The organism is Micromonospora sp. CMU55-4 (assembly GCF_011602315.1).
Classification (GTDB): domain Bacteria; phylum Actinomycetota; class Actinomycetes; order Mycobacteriales; family Micromonosporaceae; genus Micromonospora; species Micromonospora chalcea.
In genome coordinates, this window is record NZ_JAAOLH010000003.1 from 237994 (window position 1) to 254276 (window position 16283).

The following is a 16283-nucleotide window of genomic DNA, read 5'->3' on the forward strand; positions in this document are numbered from 1 at the left end:
TCAGCCGCCCCCGTCGCCGGGCAGGTAGGCGCACAGCGCGTCGAACTGCGCCACGGTCAGGTACGAGGGATTCGCCGCCTGCGGCTGCCGGAGCACCTCGGCCCCGGCCAGCCGCGGGTCGGCGCGCAGCACCTCGCGGCGTACCCGCAGTGGCTCGTCCAGGATCGTCAGGTCCAGCGGCGCGGTCCACGGCTCGCCCGGCGCGCCGGGCTGCGGCGGGGCGGCGATCCGCCCGACGCCCCAGACGCCGTACGGCGTCCGGCCCCGGCTGCCGCTGGCCCAGAACACCACCGGCTGGCCGGCGCGCATCAGGCGTACCCGGTAGCCGGGGCGGACGCACCAGCCGGTGACGCGCGGGTCGGCGGCGAAGCGGGCCGTAAGGTCCACCGCGTCCGCGTTGCCCTTGATCAACCAGGCGCCGAGGTCGTCCAGGGTCACCCGCCGATCGGTCATCAGCCCATTCTGCGGTCCGCCCGGGCGGAGCGCCGGACGACGGGGCGGCGGGCCGGGGCGGTCGTCAGATGATCAGGTGGGTCCAGTAGGTGAGCCAGACCGCGAACAACGCGCCCTGCAGCAGCGCCAGCGCGGCGGTGAGCCAGCCGTCGAGGCCGGGCCGGCGAGCCCAGCGGGCCAGCACGAACGCGACCGGGAACGCGGCGAGCAGGTAGCGCAGGAGGCTCTTGTACACCGGCGGCCCCATCGACAGTGGCACCAGCACCACGACGAGCGTGTAGACCAGGTACGGCCAGTCGGCCCGGCGGCGCAGCCCGACGACCGCCACCACCAGCGTCGCCACCGCGATCCACACCCGCAGCGCGTCGGCCGAGTTGCCGCCGGTCAGCGCGGACACCGCCGTCGCGACGGGGTTCTGCAACCGGATCGCCCAGCCGGTCTCCTGCGCGTGCTGGTAGGCGAACCAGTCCCCGCTCTGCCAGCGGCAGAACGCCATGAACGTCAGCCAGCCCGCCGGCACCAGCACCAGCGGCCAGCCCTCGCGCAGCAGTCGCGGCCACGCGCGCGGGCCGGCCCGCCAGCCGTGCTGGCGGAGCAGCACCAGCGCCAGCGGCGCCACCACGAGGAAGCCGACGGAGCGGCTCATCGCCAGGAAGTAGCCGACCACGCCGACGACCAGCCAGCGGCGTCGTTCGGCGTACCAGAAGGTGGCCAGCGCCAGGCAGACGAACAGGGACTCGGTGAGCGCCGCCTGGAACAGGAACGCCGTCGGCAGGAGCAGCAGGTACCGGACCGCTCGCCGGCCGTCGGCCGGTGCGGCGCCGCCGAGCAGCCGGCCCCCCAGCCGGTACGCGAAGTAGAGCTGCACCACCAGCGCCACGTTGCTGACCAGCAGCAGAGCCCAGGCGGTGTGACCGCCGAGCAGCGGCGCGAGCGGCCGGGCCAGGAACGGATAGAGCAGCGGGAAGCCGAAGTCCGGCCACGGCCGGTCCAGTGGCAGCCGGGCCAGGTGCTCGTAGAGGAACGAGTCCCAGGCGAACCAGAGCGAGAACCAGCGGTGCGACGAGATCGCGTCCTGCTGCTCCCGCATCCCGGTCTCGCCGGCCGGCGGCGCGCCGGGCACCCCGTCCCAGGCGGCCAGCACCAGCACGCCGAGCAGGCTGAGCACGAGCTTCGAGCCGACGAAGACGGCGAACACGAATCCCCACGGCTCGGGCACCCCGCGGGCGACCCGGATTCCACGCGACCACCACCGGGTACGCCCGGAGCGCGCCCCGACGGCAGGGCCGGCCGCGCGATCGGGTCCGGCCGCGCCGCCGGGTTCGACCGCGCCACCGGGATCGACCCGCCGCTCCTCCGTCATCGCGCTCCCACCGGTCGGCCCCTGGCCGACGGCCCGGCCGGAAACCCGGCCCGCATTCCCCATCCGTCCCCGCCCACACCCGTCCCCGCCGGCACCCGTCCGGCCCACACCCCTCCGGCCTGCCCCGTCCGGCCCGCCCACACACCTGTCCGGCACGCCCCCATGCCCGCGTCGATCATGAGGTTGGCGGCGACAAATCAGACACCAAACGCCGTCAACTTCATGATCGACGGGGCCAGGCCGGGTCGGGTCGGGGCGGGGCGGGGCGGGGTGGGGTGGGTGGGCGGCGCATCGGGGTGGGTGCGCAGGTGAGGACGGCGGCAGGACGGGTATGCGCGGTGCCGCATCGGGAGGCTGGCGGCGGGGGGCGCGGACGGCATGGGTGACGGCGACGGAACCGTGATCATCGGGGCGGGGCCGGCCGGGTTGACCGCGCGTACGAGCTGCTGCGGCACGGCGAGCCGGTCCGGGTCTACGAGGCCGACGACGTGGTCGGCGGGATCAGCCGGACCGTGGAGCGCGAGGGCTGGCGCTTCGACATCGGCGGGCACCGCTTCTTCACCAAGGTGTCCCGGGTCGAGAACTTCTGGCACGAGATCCTGCCGGACGAGGACTTCCTGCTCCGGCCGCGGATGAGCCGGATCTACTACCGCGGGGCGCTGTTCGACTATCCGCTCAGCGCCGGAAACGCGCTGCGCAACCTCGGCCTGCTGGAGGCGGCGCGCTGTCTGGCCTCGTACGGCCGGGCCCGGCTGCGCCCGCCGAAGGACCAGTCGCACTTCGAGGGGTGGGTGTCGGCGCGGTTCGGCTGGCGGCTCTACTCGATCTTCTTCAAGACGTACACGGAGAAGGTCTGGGGGATGCCGGCGGACCAGTTGCAGGCCGACTGGGCGGCCCAGCGGATCAAGAACCTGTCGCTGGCCACCGCGATGCGCAACGCGCTGCTGCCCCGGCGCGACCGCACGGACGTGACCAGCCTGATCGAGGAGTTCCAGTACCCGAAGCACGGCCCCGGGATGATGTGGGAGCGCTGCGCCGAGGAGGTCGCCCGACGCGGCGGCGAGGTACGCACCGGCGCCTGGGTGACCGAGGTACGGCGGGACCCGACGGCCCGGCGGGCGACAGCGGTGACGCTCGTCGACGCGGACGGTGAGCGGACCGAGCCGGCCGATCATGTGATCTCCTCGATGCCGATCTCCGCGCTGGTGCGGGCGATGCGGCCGGAGGCACCGCCCGAGGTGCGGGCCGCCGCCGACGACCTGCGGTACCGAGACTTCCTGACCGTCGCGCTCGTGGTGCCGGAGGAGTTCTCGTTCCCGGACAACTGGATCTACGTGCACGACCCGGCGGCCCGGGTGGGCCGGATCCAGAACTTCGGCTCCTGGTCGCCGTACCTGGTCAAGGACGGGCGGACGTGCCTGGGGCTGGAGTACTTCGTGTTCGAGGGCGACGAGATGTGGCGGACGCCGGACGCCGAACTGGTCGCGTTCGCCACCGCCGAGCTGGAGCGGCTGGGCCTGGTCAAGCCCGGCTGCGTGGAGGCCGGTTACGTGGTCCGGATGCCGAAGGCGTACCCGGTCTACGACGAGCGGTACCAGCGCAACGTCGACGTCATCCGGGGCTGGCTTGCTGCGAACGTGCCGAACGTGCACCCGGTCGGACGCAACGGCATGCACCGGTACAACAACGCCGACCATTCGATGCTCACCGCGATGCTGACCGCGGAGAACATCGCGCACGGCGCGGAGCACGACGTCTGGACCGTCAACGTGGAACAGGACTACCACGAGCAGCGCAGCCCGTCGCGGCACGGCACCGGCCGGGACGCGCCGGTCGTCCCGGCCCGTCGGTAAGGCGCCGCGCGTGAGGGTGGTCATAACCGCTGGACGGCCGCCCCGGCGGTGCTGCTAGCCTTCTGGGCAGGTCATGAGCGCCAGCGCGAAGCCCCGGCTCGCTGGCCGGCAACCCTCCTCCGCGGTGGGGTGCCCCGGGTGAAGACCAGGCACCGGCAGCCGCCGGTGCAAGCGTGGCCTGGCACCCAGGTCAGCACCAGACCAGGGAGACCGATGTCCGCACCACCCTCCACCCCCTCCGGCGACGTCGCCGCGTACCCGGCCCGCTTCGCGCTGGTCAAGCGCCGCCACGTCGACCTGATGCGGGTGTGCAGCGACGCCTGTCGCCCCGCGCGCTGAGCGAGCGCCACCCCCCTCTTTCCGATCCACCCTTCTCCGGCCCGGCCGTCCGTCCGGCGGGCCGGCGCCGACGCGCACCTCCGCGCGTCCATCCACTCTGGAGAGACATCGTGCGTTTCCGTACCGTCCTGACCCGTGCCGCCGCCGTCGGCGCGGCGGCCCTGCTCGCCGTCACCGCGCTCACCGCCTGCGGCGGCGACGACACCGACGCGGCCGACAACCCGTACGGCCTGCTCCAGCCCGGCGTGATCCGCGCCGGAACGCTCACCGACGCGCCGCCGAACGTCTTCCTGAAGGACGGGAAGTTCACCGGCTTCGACAACGAGCTGCTGCGGGCCGTGGCTGCCAAGATCGACCTGAAGGTGGAGTTCGTGGGCACCGACTTCTCCGCCCTGCTCTCCCAGGTCAACAGCGGCAAGTTCGACGTGGGCAGCTCCTCGATCACGATCACCGAGGCGCGCAAGAAGACAGTGGACTTCGGCAACGGCTACGACTTCGGCTACTTCGGCCTGGACGTACCGGCCGACTCCACGCTCACCGGCTTCGACCAGCTCGCCGGCAAGCGCGTGGTGGTGGTGCAGGGCACCGTGCAGGACGACTACGCCACCAAGCAGAACCTCGACCCGGTGCGGGTGCCCGACTACAACAGCGCGATCAACCAGCTCAAGGCCGGCACCGCGGACGCCTGGATCGCCCCGGCGGAGATCGGCGACAAGTCCGCCGCCGACAGCAACGGCAAGATCAAGGTCGCGGCGAAGCAGCTCAGCCCCACCCCGACCGCGTTCGCCGTGGCGAGGGGCAACGACAAGCTGCGCGAGGCGCTGAACAAGGGCCTCGACGAGGTGATCGCGGACGGCACGTGGAGCCGCCTGCAGGCCGAGTACTACCCGGGGCGGCCGATCCCGGCCGACTTCAAGCCCGGCAGCGGGTCGGTGGCGGCGCCGGCGCCGTCGGCCGCCTCCTGAGCCGGTAACCGAGCACGAGCAGGGCGGACGGAGCGGACATGGACCCACTGAGCACCCTCTGGGAGACGTTCTTCGACTGGGAGTCGATGCGCGAGGCGCTGCCCGAGATGCTGACCGTCGGGCTGCCCAACACGCTCACCCTGGCGGTCTCCGCCGCCCTGCTCGGCTCGGTGCTGGGCATGCTGCTGGCCGTCGCCGGCATCTCGCGTACCCGGTGGTTGCGCTGGCCGGCGCGGATCTACACCGACGTGTTCCGCGGCCTGCCGGCCGCGGCGACCATCCTGCTCATCGGCGTCGGCCTGGCGCCGCTGGGCATGCAGGTCTGGGGCCCGAACCCCTATCCCCTGGGCGTGTTGGCGCTGTCCCTGATCGCCGCCGCCTACCTCGGCGAGATCTTCCGGGCCGGCATCCTGAGCGTGGAGGCCGCCCAGCTGGAGGGCGCGCGGGCGCTCGGCTTCTCCTGGGGCGAGGCGATGCGCCTGGTGATCATCCCGCAGGGCGTACGCCGGGTGCTGCCCGCCTGGGTCAACCAGCTCATCTCGCTGATCAAGGACTCCAGCCTGGTCTACTTCCTCGGCCTGCTGGCCAGTCAGCGGGAGCTGTTCCGGATCGGGCAGGACTACGCCGCGAACACCGGCAACCAGTCCGCGCTGCTGCTGGCCGGGCTGTTCTACCTGTTGCTGACCGTGCCGCTGACCCACGCGGTGAACTGGCTGGACCGGCGGCTGCGGCAGGGCCGCCCGGCCGCGCCGCCCGAGCCGGAGCCGGATGCCGAGCCGGTCGACCTCACCCCGTCCGGAAAGGACCCGCGATGACCACCACCACCTCGGTCAGCCTGGCCGTCCGCGACGTGCACCTGGCCTTCGGCGCGCACCGGGTGCTGCGCGGCGCGGACCTGGACGTGGCGCGCGGCGGCGCCGCCTGCGTGATCGGCCCGTCCGGCTCCGGCAAGTCGACGCTGCTGCGCACCATCAACCGGCTGATCGAGCCGGACCGGGGCGACGTGCTGCTGGACGGCCGCAGCGTGCTGCGCGACGACCCGGACGCGCTGCGCCAGCGCATCGGCATGGTGTTCCAGCAGTTCAACCTCTTCCCGCACCTGAGCGTGCTGCGCAACATCACGCTGGCGCTGCGCAAGCTGAAGAAGCTCGACGAGGACGAGGCGGTGGCGCTCGCCCGCGCCCAGCTCGACCTGGTCGGCCTGGCCGGCAAGGCCGACGCGCGGCCGGCGCAGCTCTCCGGCGGGCAGCAGCAGCGCGTCGCGATCGCGCGGGCGCTGGCGCTGCGCCCGCAGGTGATGCTCTTCGACGAGGCGACCAGCGCGCTGGACCCGGAGCTGGTCAAGGGCGTGCTCGCGGTGATGGCGGACCTGGCCGCGGCCGGCATGACGATGGTCGTGGTGACGCACGAGATGGGGTTCGCGCGCAGCGTCGCCGACACGGTGGCGTTCATGGACGCGGGCGTGGTGCTGGAGTCCGGCCCGCCGGAGGCGGTGTTCGAGGCGCCGGAGCACCCGCGGCTGCGACGCTTCCTGTCCCAGGTTCTGTGACCGGCCGCCTCAGCCCTTCACCGCGCCGATCAGCACGCCCTTGACGAAGTGCCGCTGGATGAACGGGTAGACGGCGACGATCGGCGCGACGGTCAGCACCACCACCGCCATCTTGACCGCCTCGGTCGGCGGCATGGTCACCCCGCTGCTGCCGCCGGAGGTGTGCGGGGCCTGCCCGGCCAGCAGGTAGCTCTGCAGCACCCGCTGGATCGGGTACATGTCGTTGCGGTCGATGAACAGCAGCGCGTCGAACCAGACGTTCCAGTAGCTGACCGCGTAGAACAGGCCGACCACGGCGATGACCGCGCGGGACAGCGGCAGCACGATGCGCGCCAGCGTACGGAAGTCGCTCGCGCCGTCGATGCGGGCGCTGTCCAGCAGCTCCGACGGGATGCCCTGGAAGAACCCGCGCACCACGACCAGGTTGAACACGCTGATCGCCGGTGGCAGGACCAGCGCCCAGATGGTGTCCTTCAGGCCCAGCCCGGTCACCACCAGGTAGCGGGGCACCAGCGGCGGGTAGACCAGGAACGGGATCAGGAAGTACGCCAGCAGCCAGCGGTGCCCCAGCGAGCCCGGCCGGGACAGCCCGTACGCGGCGAGCACGGTGACCGTCAGCGCGATGGCGGTGCCGATCACCGTGACGAGCGTGCTGATCCAGAGGGCCCGGGTGACAGCGCCCCCGGCGAAGATCGTCTCGTACGCGGACGTGTCGATGCCCCGGGGCACGACCACCAGGCCGCCGGCCCGCGCGATGGTCTCCCGCGAGGACAGGCTGGTCACCAGGATCACCCAGAGCGGGAACAGCACGCCCGCCACGAGCACTGTGAGCACGACGGCCTTGAGGCCCTGCCCGACCGGGGTGGGCGGTTCCTGCCACACCGGCCGGCGGGATCGGTCGCCGGCGACCCGGCGGATCAGCGTGGTCATGACTTGGAGTAGATCCCTCGTTCGCCGAGCATGTGCGCCACCCGGTTGGCGGCCAGGATCAGCACCAGCCCGATGACGGCCTTGAACAGTCCGGCCGCGGCGCCGTACCCGTAGTTCCCGGTGGCGATGGAGAAGTGATAGACGAAGGTGTCGAGCACCTCGGCGGCCTGCCGGCCGACGGCGTCGCGTTGCAGCAGGAACTGCTCGAAGCCGACTGAGAGCGCGTCGCCCAGGCGCAGGATGAGCAGCAGCACGATAACCGGGCGCAGGCCGGGCAGCGTGATGTGCCACAGCCGCCGCCACCGGCCGGCGCCGTCGGCGGCGGCGGCCTCGTAGAGGTTCTGGTCGATGGTGGACAGCGCGGCCAGGAAGACGATGGTGCCCCAGCCGACGTCCTTCCACACCGCCTCGACGGTGACCAGCACGATGAACGTGTCCGGGTTGGTCATCACGTTCCACGGCTGCATCCCGGCGTCGCGCATGCTCTGGGCGAGCAGCCCTGCGCCGCCGAGCATCGCCACGAAGAACGTGACCACCAGCACCCAGCTGAAGAAGTGCGGCAGGTAGACGATGGTCTGGATGAGCCCGCGCAGCCGGCTGGACAGCAGGTTGTGCAGCGCGATGGCCAGCAGGATCGGCAGCGGGAAGAAGAAGACGAGCTGGAACGCGGTGATCGCCAGCGTGTTGCGGAACGCGTCCCAGAACGCCGGGTCGGAGAACAGCAGCTGGAACTGGCCGAAGCCGATCCAGTCGCTGTGCGCGAACGCCTGCCACGGGTTGTCGCCGAGGTAGGGGTTGTAGTCCTGGAACGCGATCACGTTGCCGGCGATCGGCAGGTAGCTGAAGACCAGCAGGATTCCGAAGCCGGGCGCCACCATGGCGAGCAGTTGCCAGTCCCGGCGCAGCCGGGTGCGTAGCGGCACCCGGCGGCGGCGGGGAGGTCGGCCGGGCGGTCGGCCGGGCGAGGCCGGGGCGTCCGGCCGGGCCCGCTCGGGCCCGGCCAGGACGGCCGGCTCGCTCATCGGCCCGCCTTGGGCAGCGCGTCGGCGAGCAGCTTCCGGGCCTCTTCGCCGCCGGCGGCCTTCCACTCCTTGACGATGGCGTCCACGTCGCTCAGCGGTCGGCGGCCGCGCAGCACGTCGGTGAACTTGTCCTCGGTGGGCACCTGGTTGGCCTTGTACGCGGCGGGCATCTCCAGCTTCACCCCGGCCCACGGGTTGGGCTCCATGTGCTTGACCATCTCGTTGGAGTACGCGAGCACGTCCGGCACGAAGCGCGGGGTGTCCGGGAACGGCCCGATGGTGGGGTTGCGGCCGCTGATGAAGAAGTACTGGTTGGCGATCTCCTTGAACGCCAGGTCGGTCTTGACCGGCCCGTTCGGCGACGGGTTGTGGTGCTTGCCCGCGACGCCGAAGTCCCGCAGCTGCGCCTCCTGGCTGCCCAGCGGCGCGGAGCACCAGTTGATGATCCGCAGCAGCTCCTGGACCCGGTCCTTGCCGAGGCCCTTCTTGACGAACGTGTAGGAAATCGGCTCGTCGTCGCCCCAGACCAGCGGGTCGCCGCCGGTGGCGGAGAAGATCGGCACCGGCTGGATGTTCAGCTTGGGGTTGGTCTTCTGGTGCTCGGCCTGGGCGCCCTGCCAGAAGCCGACGCCGTCCTGGAGGAACACGATCGCGCCGTTCTTGGCGAACAGCTGCTTGGCGTCCGCGCCCCTGCTGGCCACGATGTCCGGGTGGACCAGGCCGTCCGCGTAGATCTTGGCCATCACCTCCAGCGCGCGGCGGAACTCCGGGGTCTCGTACTTGAACTCGGGGGTGCCGTCGGACTTGACCCGCCATCCGCCCTTGTGACCCGGCACCTTGTGGAACATCTGGATCATGGCGAAGACGTCGTTGAACGCCCACACCTTGCGCGCCGGGTCGGTCACCTGCTTGGCCACGGCGAGCAGGTCGTCCAGGTTCGCCGGCACGGCCAGGCCGCGCGCGTCGAGGACGTCCTTGCGGGTGAACAGCGCCCACGGGAACGGCCCGTCGGTGGGGTTGGGCACGGACATGAGCCGCTCGTTCCAGACCGCCCGCCGCCAGGCCCCGGTGGGGAAGCTCGCCAGCATCGGGTACGCGGCGGCGGCGTCGCCGCTGAGGTGGTCGGTCAGGTCCTCGAAGAGCACCTTGATGGCCTCGGCGAAGCGCGGGATCTTCTCCACCTCCCACCCCGGTACGCACAGCAGGTCCGGCACGTCGCGCGCGCCGAGCATCGCGTTGAGCTTGTCGGCGTACGTGTTGCCGTCCTGGATGGTGAAGTTGACGGGCGTGCCCAGCTCGGCGTTGACCGCCTGGAGGTAGGCGCTCTGCGCGACGCCGGGCGGCGCCGGGCCCCAGGCGGGGGTCATGGCGGTGACCTGCTTGCCGCTGGTGCCGGGCTTGTCAGTGACGGCGTCGACGAGGCTGGCCGGGTAGCGGGTGTAGCCGTCGGGCACCGGCCGGGTGCCGACGATGTCGGGCTTGATGCCGCCGGGCAGGTCCTTGTGGTTGGGCAGCAGGCCGGAGACGGCGTCGAGGTTCTGGGCGGCGCCGGTGCCGGCCGGCTTCTCCGAGCAGCCGGCGAGCAGCGGGCCGGCGGTGGTGGCGGCCACGCCGAGGCCGACCAGGCCGAGGAAGCGACGGCGGGAGGAGCCCGGGTCGGGGTGGTGCGCGGTCATCGGTCCCCCTTCGGAAAGGGATGCGCAGTGGATTAGTTCGTATGGATGGTCAACAAACTAATCACGACCGTGAGCTTGCACAAGGGTGGACCGGGCGGGACGACGGGTCAGGCCGGGCAGCGGTCGGACAACGCGTAGCGGGTGAGCACCACGTCGCCGATCTGGCGTACCTCGACCACCCGGGCCCGACGGCCCGGGTGCCACGGGAAGCGGCCGTCCCCGACGAAGCGCGGCGCCCGACGGTCCCCCACGAAGAACGGGGCGACCACCAGGTGCAGCTCGTCGGCCAGGCCGGCGGTGAGGAACTGGCGGTGCATCGAGCCGCCGCCCTCCACCATCAGGCGCGTCACGCCGCGCCCGGCCAGGTCGGCCACCACCGCCTCCGCGGTGGCCGGATCGCCCGCGTCGACCACCGTGGACACGGCGCCGACCTGCTCACGGGCCTTGTCCACCACTCCGCTCGGGCAGTACACCAGCTTGAGCCCGTCACCCATGGTGAAGAAGCGCGCCCCCGGGTCGAGGTCGCCGCTGCCGGTGACTGTCACTTTCACCGGCGACGGGGGCAGGCCGCGCGCCACCCGCTCGGCGCGCCGCCGCTCGCTGCGCACCAGCAGGCGGGGGTCGTCGCGGCGCACCGTCGCCGCGCCCACCAGGATCGCGTCGCACCCGGCCCGGGTCGCGTCGACCCGGTCCAGGTCGTCGTCGTTCGACAGCAGCAGCCGGTCGGTGGTCGCGTCGTCGATGTAGCCGTCGATCGACATCGCGCAGCTCAGCAGGACGTACGGGCGGGTGGTCACGGCACGAACGGCAGGTCGAGGGCGTGATCGGCGCGGGTCACCTTGGCCGCCAGGTAACCGGCGTTCGCCGGCGACAGGTGCACGCCGGTGGACACCCGGTCGGCCACCGTGACGCCCAGCCGTTCGAGCTGGGCCGCCTTGTCCGGGTTGTTGCTGAGCAGGGCCACCCGGTCCACGCCCAGCGCGCCGAGCATCTGCGCGGCCACCGTGTAGTCACGCTCGTCCGCGCCGCGCCCGAGCGCCAGGTTCGCCTCGTACGTGTCGAGGCCGTCGTCCTGCAGCGCGTACGCGTCGAGCTTGGCGTACAGGCCGATGCCCCGCCCCTCCTGCCGCAGGTAGAGCAGGTAGCCACCGGCCTCGGCGATGCGCTCGACCGCCTCGCGCAACTGCGGCCCGCAGTCGCAGCGCTGGCTGCCGAACACGTCCCCGGTGAGGCACTCGCTGTGCGGGCGGACCAGCGGCGGGTCGGCGTCGACGTGTTCACCGAGCCCGAACGCCAGGTGCTCGCGCCCGTCGACGAGACCGTGAAAGGTGTGCACGCGCGCGGTCGTCACGTAACCGTCGGGGAACCGTAGCGGGACCGTCACGCGGGTCCGGACCGTCGCGGTGGGCAGGGTTTCGTCCATGGTTCTCCTGTCGTCCGGTCGCCGGGCGGACCCGGCGACGCACACCTCGCTCCCCCACCGTAGGCGGGATCACCGACAGTTGCCGGGCTCCCGCCGGGGCATCCGCCGCGCCAGCAGCACCGCGGCGCCGGGCAGGCTGGCCACCAGCACCAGCGCGCCGTACACCGTGCCGGTCGCCACACCCTGCGCGGCGGTCAGCCCGGCCGAGGCGAACGCCCACGCGGCGACCCCCTCGCGCGGGCCGAACCCGCCCACGTTGAGCGGCACCGCCATGGCCAGCAGGGCGAGCAGCGTCAACGGCAGCAGGCGGGACAGCGGGGCGTCCGTCCCGGCGGTGCGGGCGGCCACCACGAACGTGGCCAGGTGGCCGGCGAACACCACAGTCGAGGCGATCACCACACCGGCCCAGGTCCGGCGGCCCAGCACGCCGGAGCGCACATCGGCGACCACGGTCCCGGCCGCCCGCGCCCAGCGGGACGCCCCGGAGCGGGGCACCGCACGGGCGGCCAGCGCCAGCGCCAGCGCCACCACGGCCAGGCCGGCCGCCAGCCACGGCAGGTACCGGCGCACCGGTGACGGGAACGCGGCGAGCAGCGCCACCGCGATGACCACCTGCACCACCTGACCGGCGGTGCGCTCCCAGACCACCGCCCGTACGCCCCGGGCCACGTCCCCGGCGTCGCGGCCGTGCCGGACCGCCCGGTGCACGTCGCCGAGCACGCCACCGGGCAGCGTCGAGTTCAGGAAGATCGCCCGGTAGCAGTGCGCCACCGCGGCGCGCATCGGCAGCCGTACGCCCAGCCCGCCGGCGACAAGCGACCAGCGCCAGGCGCAGCAGACGGTGGTGATCACGCCGATGCCGAGCGCGGCGGCCAGCGCCGGCGCGTCGATCAGGCGCAGCCCGGCCAGGAACGGACCGGTGCCCACTGACGCGACGAGCACGGCGAGCACCGCGAGCCCGAGCAGCGGACGTACCCAGGTCCGGCGCGTCCGGGCCCGGCGCGGCGGCGCGGGCGTGACAGCCGGTACGGGTCCGGCGACGGCGACGGCGACGTGTGACAAACGGTCCTCCCTTGTTCCCACCGGTTGTCACGTGCCAGCAGCCGGTACGGTTCAGCCGGCGAGCAGGTCGGCGTGATGCAGCACCACGTCGAGCCGGCCGGCGGCGACCTCGGCGAGCCGCCACTTCTGATACGTCCCGGCGGGCCCGGACAGATGCGGTAGTTCCTCGACCGCTGCGGCGACCCAGCCGGTGAGCCATTCGGCGGCCAGTTCCGCCTGCTCCGGGCCGAGCCGCCACGGGGTGGGGCGCACCACGACCTCGACGCCGTGACGGGAGAACGCGGCCACGGCGGCGTCCACGGCGTCCGGCCCGAGCAGCGCCCGGCCGTCGACGGTGCGCCGCTGGTGGGCGTTGAACGCGGCGGTCAGCTCGGCGTCGAGCGGGTGCGGCGGGGTGAACTCGGCCCGCCCGGTGACGGTGAGCGCGAACAGCGTCGGGTGCCCGGCGCAGGCCGCCGCCATCCGCCCGACCTCCTCGGCGGTGAGCATGTCCAGCAGCGCGGACGCGGTGACCAGGTGCGCGCCGGCCAGGTCGGCGGCGGTCAGCCGGGTGATGTCCGAGTCGAGCGTCGTCACGGTGACCTCGGCCCCGTCGGCGGCGGTGAGCCGCGCCGAGCGGGCCAGCGCCAGCAGGTCCCGGTCGCGTTCGTGCAGCACCCAGTGTTGCGGGCCGGGCAGCCGGGGCGCCAGCCAGCGGGCCATCGAGCCGGTGCCGCTGCCCAGGTCGTGCACGACGAGCGGCCGGCCGGCGGGCATCCGGTCGCGGACCGCGTCGGCCAGCTCGGCGCTGCGGGCCGCCGCGTCGGCGGGCTCTCGCAGCCGCAGCCAGTCCGCGAAGCCGGGCGGGAGTGAGGTGGTCATGCCGCGGTCGCCTCCTTCAGCGCCGTCGCCAGCCGGTCCACTGTGGCCAGCCAGCCGGTGAGGGTGTCCCGCCGCTGCCGGGCGGCGCGGCGCAGCCGGTCCCGCAGGCCGGGGTCGGTGAGCCAGCGGCGCAGCGCCGCGGCGGTCGCGCCCGGGTCGTCCGGTGGCACCAGCAGGCCGGGCCGCTCGCCGCCGGGCGCGTGCCCGAGCGTGGCCGGCAGGCCGCCGGTGTCGCTGGCCAGCACCGGTACGCCCCGGGCCAGCGCCTCGGTGACCACCATCCCGTACGTCTCCTGTCGCGAGAGCTGAACCAGCAGATCGGCGGCGGCGTAGGTGGCGGCCAGGTCCGGCCCGGTACGGGGGCCGGTGAGCCGGACCCGGGCGCCCAGACCGGCGGCGGCGAGCCGCCCGCGCATCCGGTCGGCGAAGGGCCGGTCCCGCTCCAGCGGTCCCACCCAGTCGCAGGTCCAGTTCAGGTCCGCCACCTCGGCGAGCGCGGCGGCGAGCACGTCGTGGCCCTTGACCGCCGTGACGGCGGCGACGCAGAGCAGCCGCCCACCACCGGGCGTGCCGGGGGCGACGGGCGCCGGGTCGACGCCGGGTGGGGCGGCCGTCACCAGTTCGGGGCGCAGCCGGTAGCGGTCGAGCAGCCGGCCGCGGGTCCACTCGCTGGTGGCTACCACTGCGGTGGCCGCCGCCAGCGCCCGTGCCTCGGTCTCCCCCTCGATCGGCAGGTGCACGAGGATCACCAGGCGCAGCCGCGCGGCGTGCGGGGCGAGCACGTCCGGCACGGTGGAGGCGACCAGGCCGTCGAGCAGCACCGTCGCGCCGTCGGGGAGCCCGCCGAGCAGTCCGGCCAGGTCGGCGCGCTCGCGTGGCCCGGGGTGCGGCCAGCCGCCGGGCACCTGGTGTTCCCGGACCGTCCAGCCGCGTCCGGCCAGGCCACGACAGACGTGACGGTCGTAGGCGTTGCCGCCGCTGGGGTCCGCCGGGTCGTCGATGTCACCCGGCAGCACCACGTGGACGACGCTCATCCGATCAGAGCGACCGCTCGTAGCTCGCCCAGGCGATGTGTGACTCGTGCAGGGTGACGGTGATCCCGGTCAGGCCGCGCGCCCCCTCCCCCAGCCGGCCGGCCGTCACCGCGTCGGCGAGCCGGTCGGCCACCGTACGGGCCAGCACCTCGGTGGTGGTGTTCACCCCGGTGAAGGCGGACTCGTCGTCGAGATTGCGGTAGTTCAGCTCGCCGAGCACGGCCTTGAGCTGCTCGGTGGCCAGCCCGATGTCGACCACGATCCCGTCGTCGTCCAGCTCCGGCCGGCGGAACGTGGCGTCGACGACGAACGTCGCGCCGTGCAGCCGCTGGGCCGGGCCGAACACCTCGCCGCGGAAGCTGTGGGCGACCATGATGTGGTCCCGGACGGTCACGCTGAACACGTTCACTCCTCGCCGTAGGTGATGAGATGGCACAGCGCCGGAAGACGGCCCGATGCGAGCCGGTCCAGCACGTCGGGCAGGTCGTCGAAGCGGGACCGGCCGGTGAGCAGCGCGTCGAACGCCGGGTCGGCGAGCAGGTCCAGGGCCAGGGCGAGCCGGTCGGCGTAGCTGCGGTCGGCGCGCCGGGGCGACACCGTGCCGACCTGGCTGCTGCGGATGCGCAGCCGTCGGGAGTGGAACGCGCCGCCGAGCGCGAGCGTGACCGGCCGGTCGCCGTACCAGCTCAGCTCCAGCACGGTGCCCTCGGGACGCAGCAGCTCCAGGCCGCGCTGCAGCCCGTCGGCGGTGGCGCTGGCGTGCACCACCAGGTCGCGACCGCCGGCCGCGTCGGCGGGCGCGGCGAAGTCGGCGCCGAGCGCGGCGGCCACGTCGGCGCGGGCCGGGTCGGCGTCGACCAGCTCGACCCGGACGCCGGGGAAGCGGGCCAGCAGCGCGGTGACCGCGCAGCCGACCATCCCGCCGCCGATCACCGTGACCCGGTCGCCGACCAGCGGCGCGGCGTCCCACAGCGCGTTCACCGCGGTCTCCACGGTGCCGGCCAGCACCGCGCGCTGCGCCGGCACGCCGTCCGGCACGACGGTCACGGCGTCGGCCGGGACCACGTACGCGCTCTGGTGCGGGTAGAGGCAGAAGACGGTACGGCCGAGCAGCCGCTCGTCGCCGGCCTCGACCGTGCCGACGTTGAGGTAGCCGTACTTCACCGGGGCGGGGAAGTCGCCCTCCTGGAACGGCGCGCGCATGGCGGCGTGCTGGTCGGCCGGGACACGGCCGGTGAACACGAGCGTCTCGGTGCCGCGGCTGACGCCGGAGAAGCGGGTACGCACCAGCACCTCACCCGGGCCGGGCGAGGCGACGCGCACCGGCCGGATCTCGCCCTCGCCGGAGGCGCGGAGCCAGAACGCCTGGGCGTCTACCGTCACGAACTCTCCTCTTCCCCGCATTCCGACCGAGTTGTCGATCATAAACACGGAAGCGGGACGTCAACGGTTCGAACCGCCCGCGACCCGATGCTCAGGCGGCGCGCCGCCGCTGCTCCGTACGCCACGTTTCCGGCTCGGCCCGGTCGGCGTGCCGGTCCCCGGCCAGCTCCATCGCCCGGTGGGCCGCCGTCAGCGCGTCGCACGGCGCGACCTGACCGTCACACAGCAGGCTCTCGCACCGGCCGGACTCGTCGGGCCGGTGCGCGACGGCCACGTCGTACGCGGCCCGCCAGAGCAACGGGTCGGTGACTCCCCGTGGCAGGTCGGCGTCCTGACTGGACCTGTTGCGGATCATGTCGGGCACCGTGTC

General features: G+C 73.3%; 18 protein-coding genes and 1 riboswitch. Of the genes, 5 read left to right on the top strand and 13 right to left on the bottom strand.

All coding sequences use genetic code 11. The features are described from left to right. Positions 1-453: a hypothetical protein gene (locus HA073_RS07270; RefSeq protein WP_064445687.1), complete on the bottom strand. Its 453-nt coding sequence runs from the start codon at positions 451-453 to the stop codon at positions 1-3. A 64-nt stretch (positions 454-517) separates the two neighbouring features. After that, positions 518-1816 carry a hypothetical protein gene (locus HA073_RS07275; protein ID WP_166455969.1) on the bottom strand — a complete coding sequence of 433 codons (1299 nt, stop codon included), beginning with the start codon at positions 1814-1816 and terminating at the stop codon, positions 518-520. Positions 1817-2262: 446 nt separating this feature from the next. On the opposite strand from HA073_RS07275, the gene HA073_RS07280 reads away from it, so the two are divergent. The 5 genes from HA073_RS07280 to HA073_RS07295 all read left to right on the top strand — a co-directional run bounded on the left by HA073_RS07280 (position 2263) and on the right by HA073_RS07295 (position 6522). Beyond that, entirely contained in the window at positions 2263-3669 is a 1407-nt protein-coding gene (locus HA073_RS07280; protein WP_240925598.1) for an NAD(P)/FAD-dependent oxidoreductase, read from the top strand. A gap of 69 nt (positions 3670-3738) precedes the next feature. Next, positions 3739-3849: riboswitch (SAM riboswitch) on the top strand. A 33-nt stretch (positions 3850-3882) separates the two neighbouring features. Further along, the gene (locus HA073_RS30845; protein ID WP_255481362.1) at positions 3883-4008 is read left to right on the top strand and encodes a hypothetical protein; all 126 of its coding nucleotides are present in this window, start codon (positions 3883-3885) and stop codon (positions 4006-4008) included. Positions 4009-4118: 110 nt separating this feature from the next. Continuing rightward, on the top strand, positions 4119-4973 hold the full coding sequence (locus tag HA073_RS07285; RefSeq protein WP_043323458.1) for an ABC transporter substrate-binding protein: 855 nt from the start codon (positions 4119-4121) through the stop codon (positions 4971-4973). A gap of 38 nt (positions 4974-5011) precedes the next feature. Then, complete coding sequence (locus tag HA073_RS07290) at positions 5012-5788, top strand: amino acid ABC transporter permease (RefSeq protein ID WP_069088490.1); 777 nt, start codon at positions 5012-5014, stop codon at positions 5786-5788. After that, positions 5785-6522 carry an amino acid ABC transporter ATP-binding protein gene (locus tag HA073_RS07295; protein ID WP_064445684.1) on the top strand — a complete coding sequence of 246 codons (738 nt, stop codon included), beginning with the start codon at positions 5785-5787 and terminating at the stop codon, positions 6520-6522. Before HA073_RS07290 ends, HA073_RS07295 begins: the two co-directional genes overlap by 4 nt. Positions 6523-6531: 9 nt before the next feature. Here HA073_RS07295 and HA073_RS07300 read toward each other — a convergent pair whose 3' ends face one another. The 11 genes from HA073_RS07300 to HA073_RS07350 form a co-directional block, all read right to left on the bottom strand. Continuing rightward, complete coding sequence (locus HA073_RS07300) at positions 6532-7452, bottom strand: carbohydrate ABC transporter permease (RefSeq protein ID WP_043323451.1); 921 nt, start codon at positions 7450-7452, stop codon at positions 6532-6534. After that, a complete protein-coding gene (locus tag HA073_RS07305) occupies positions 7449-8474 on the bottom strand; it encodes a sugar ABC transporter permease (RefSeq protein WP_064445683.1) in 1026 nt (341 codons plus the stop codon). Before HA073_RS07305 ends, HA073_RS07300 begins: the two co-directional genes overlap by 4 nt. Next, a complete protein-coding gene (locus HA073_RS07310) occupies positions 8471-10150 on the bottom strand; it encodes an extracellular solute-binding protein (RefSeq protein WP_043323449.1) in 1680 nt (559 codons plus the stop codon). The genes HA073_RS07305 and HA073_RS07310 overlap by 4 nt, the downstream gene beginning before the upstream one ends. Positions 10151-10257: 107 nt before the next feature. Beyond that, complete coding sequence (locus HA073_RS07315) at positions 10258-10947, bottom strand: RibD family protein (protein ID WP_043323447.1); 690 nt, start codon at positions 10945-10947, stop codon at positions 10258-10260. Next, positions 10944-11573, bottom strand: a complete 630-nt coding sequence (gene ribA / locus HA073_RS07320; RefSeq protein WP_030499246.1) for a GTP cyclohydrolase II — start codon at positions 11571-11573, stop codon at positions 10944-10946. Before ribA ends, HA073_RS07315 begins: the two co-directional genes overlap by 4 nt. A gap of 69 nt (positions 11574-11642) precedes the next feature. After that, positions 11643-12539, bottom strand: coding sequence for a lysylphosphatidylglycerol synthase transmembrane domain-containing protein (locus HA073_RS07325; RefSeq protein WP_240925600.1), 897 nt, complete (start codon positions 12537-12539; stop codon positions 11643-11645). Between the two features lie 147 nt (positions 12540-12686). Next, positions 12687-13496 (bottom strand): class I SAM-dependent methyltransferase, encoded by an 810-nt coding sequence (locus tag HA073_RS07330; RefSeq protein WP_166455971.1) that lies wholly within the window; start codon positions 13494-13496, stop codon positions 12687-12689. Beyond that, positions 13493-14530 carry a glycosyltransferase family 4 protein gene (locus HA073_RS07335; RefSeq protein ID WP_166455972.1) on the bottom strand — a complete coding sequence of 346 codons (1038 nt, stop codon included), beginning with the start codon at positions 14528-14530 and terminating at the stop codon, positions 13493-13495. Before HA073_RS07335 ends, HA073_RS07330 begins: the two co-directional genes overlap by 4 nt. A gap of 4 nt (positions 14531-14534) precedes the next feature. Next, entirely contained in the window at positions 14535-14933 is a 399-nt protein-coding gene (locus HA073_RS07340) for a 6-carboxytetrahydropterin synthase (protein WP_043323437.1), read from the bottom strand. 2 nt (positions 14934-14935) lie between these two features. Next, entirely contained in the window at positions 14936-15955 is a 1020-nt protein-coding gene (locus HA073_RS07345; protein ID WP_375336224.1) for a zinc-binding alcohol dehydrogenase, read from the bottom strand. Between the two features lie 49 nt (positions 15956-16004). Continuing rightward, a complete protein-coding gene (locus tag HA073_RS07350) occupies positions 16005-16268 on the bottom strand; it encodes a hypothetical protein (RefSeq protein ID WP_205796395.1) in 264 nt (87 codons plus the stop codon). Positions 16269-16283 lie beyond the last annotated feature (15 nt).

Bases quoted from the DNA above. Each gene is read 5' to 3' on its own strand.
- HA073_RS07300 (WP_043323451.1), bottom strand. From the start codon at position 7,452: ATGACCACGCTGATCCGCCGGGTCGCCGGCGACCGATCCCGCCGGCCG.
- HA073_RS07270 (WP_064445687.1), bottom strand. From the start codon at position 453: ATGACCGATCGGCGGGTGACCCTGGACGACCTCGGCGCCTGGTTGATC.
- HA073_RS07345 (WP_375336224.1), bottom strand. From the start codon at position 15,955: ATGATCGACAACTCGGTCGGAATGCGGGGAAGAGGAGAGTTCGTGACG.
- HA073_RS07295 (WP_064445684.1), top strand. From the start codon at position 5,785: ATGACCACCACCACCTCGGTCAGCCTGGCCGTCCGCGACGTGCACCTG.
- HA073_RS07310 (WP_043323449.1), bottom strand. From the start codon at position 10,150: ATGACCGCGCACCACCCCGACCCGGGCTCCTCCCGCCGTCGCTTCCTC.
- HA073_RS07330 (WP_166455971.1), bottom strand. From the start codon at position 13,496: ATGACCACCTCACTCCCGCCCGGCTTCGCGGACTGGCTGCGGCTGCGA.
- HA073_RS07275 (WP_166455969.1), bottom strand. From the start codon at position 1,816: ATGACGGAGGAGCGGCGGGTCGATCCCGGTGGCGCGGTCGAACCCGGC.
- HA073_RS07335 (WP_166455972.1), bottom strand. From the start codon at position 14,530: ATGAGCGTCGTCCACGTGGTGCTGCCGGGTGACATCGACGACCCGGCG.
- ribA (WP_030499246.1), bottom strand. From the start codon at position 11,573: ATGGACGAAACCCTGCCCACCGCGACGGTCCGGACCCGCGTGACGGTC.
- HA073_RS07305 (WP_064445683.1), bottom strand. From the start codon at position 8,474: ATGAGCGAGCCGGCCGTCCTGGCCGGGCCCGAGCGGGCCCGGCCGGAC.
- HA073_RS30845 (WP_255481362.1), top strand. From the start codon at position 3,883: ATGTCCGCACCACCCTCCACCCCCTCCGGCGACGTCGCCGCGTACCCG.
- HA073_RS07290 (WP_069088490.1), top strand. From the start codon at position 5,012: ATGGACCCACTGAGCACCCTCTGGGAGACGTTCTTCGACTGGGAGTCG.
- HA073_RS07350 (WP_205796395.1), bottom strand. From the start codon at position 16,268: ATGATCCGCAACAGGTCCAGTCAGGACGCCGACCTGCCACGGGGAGTC.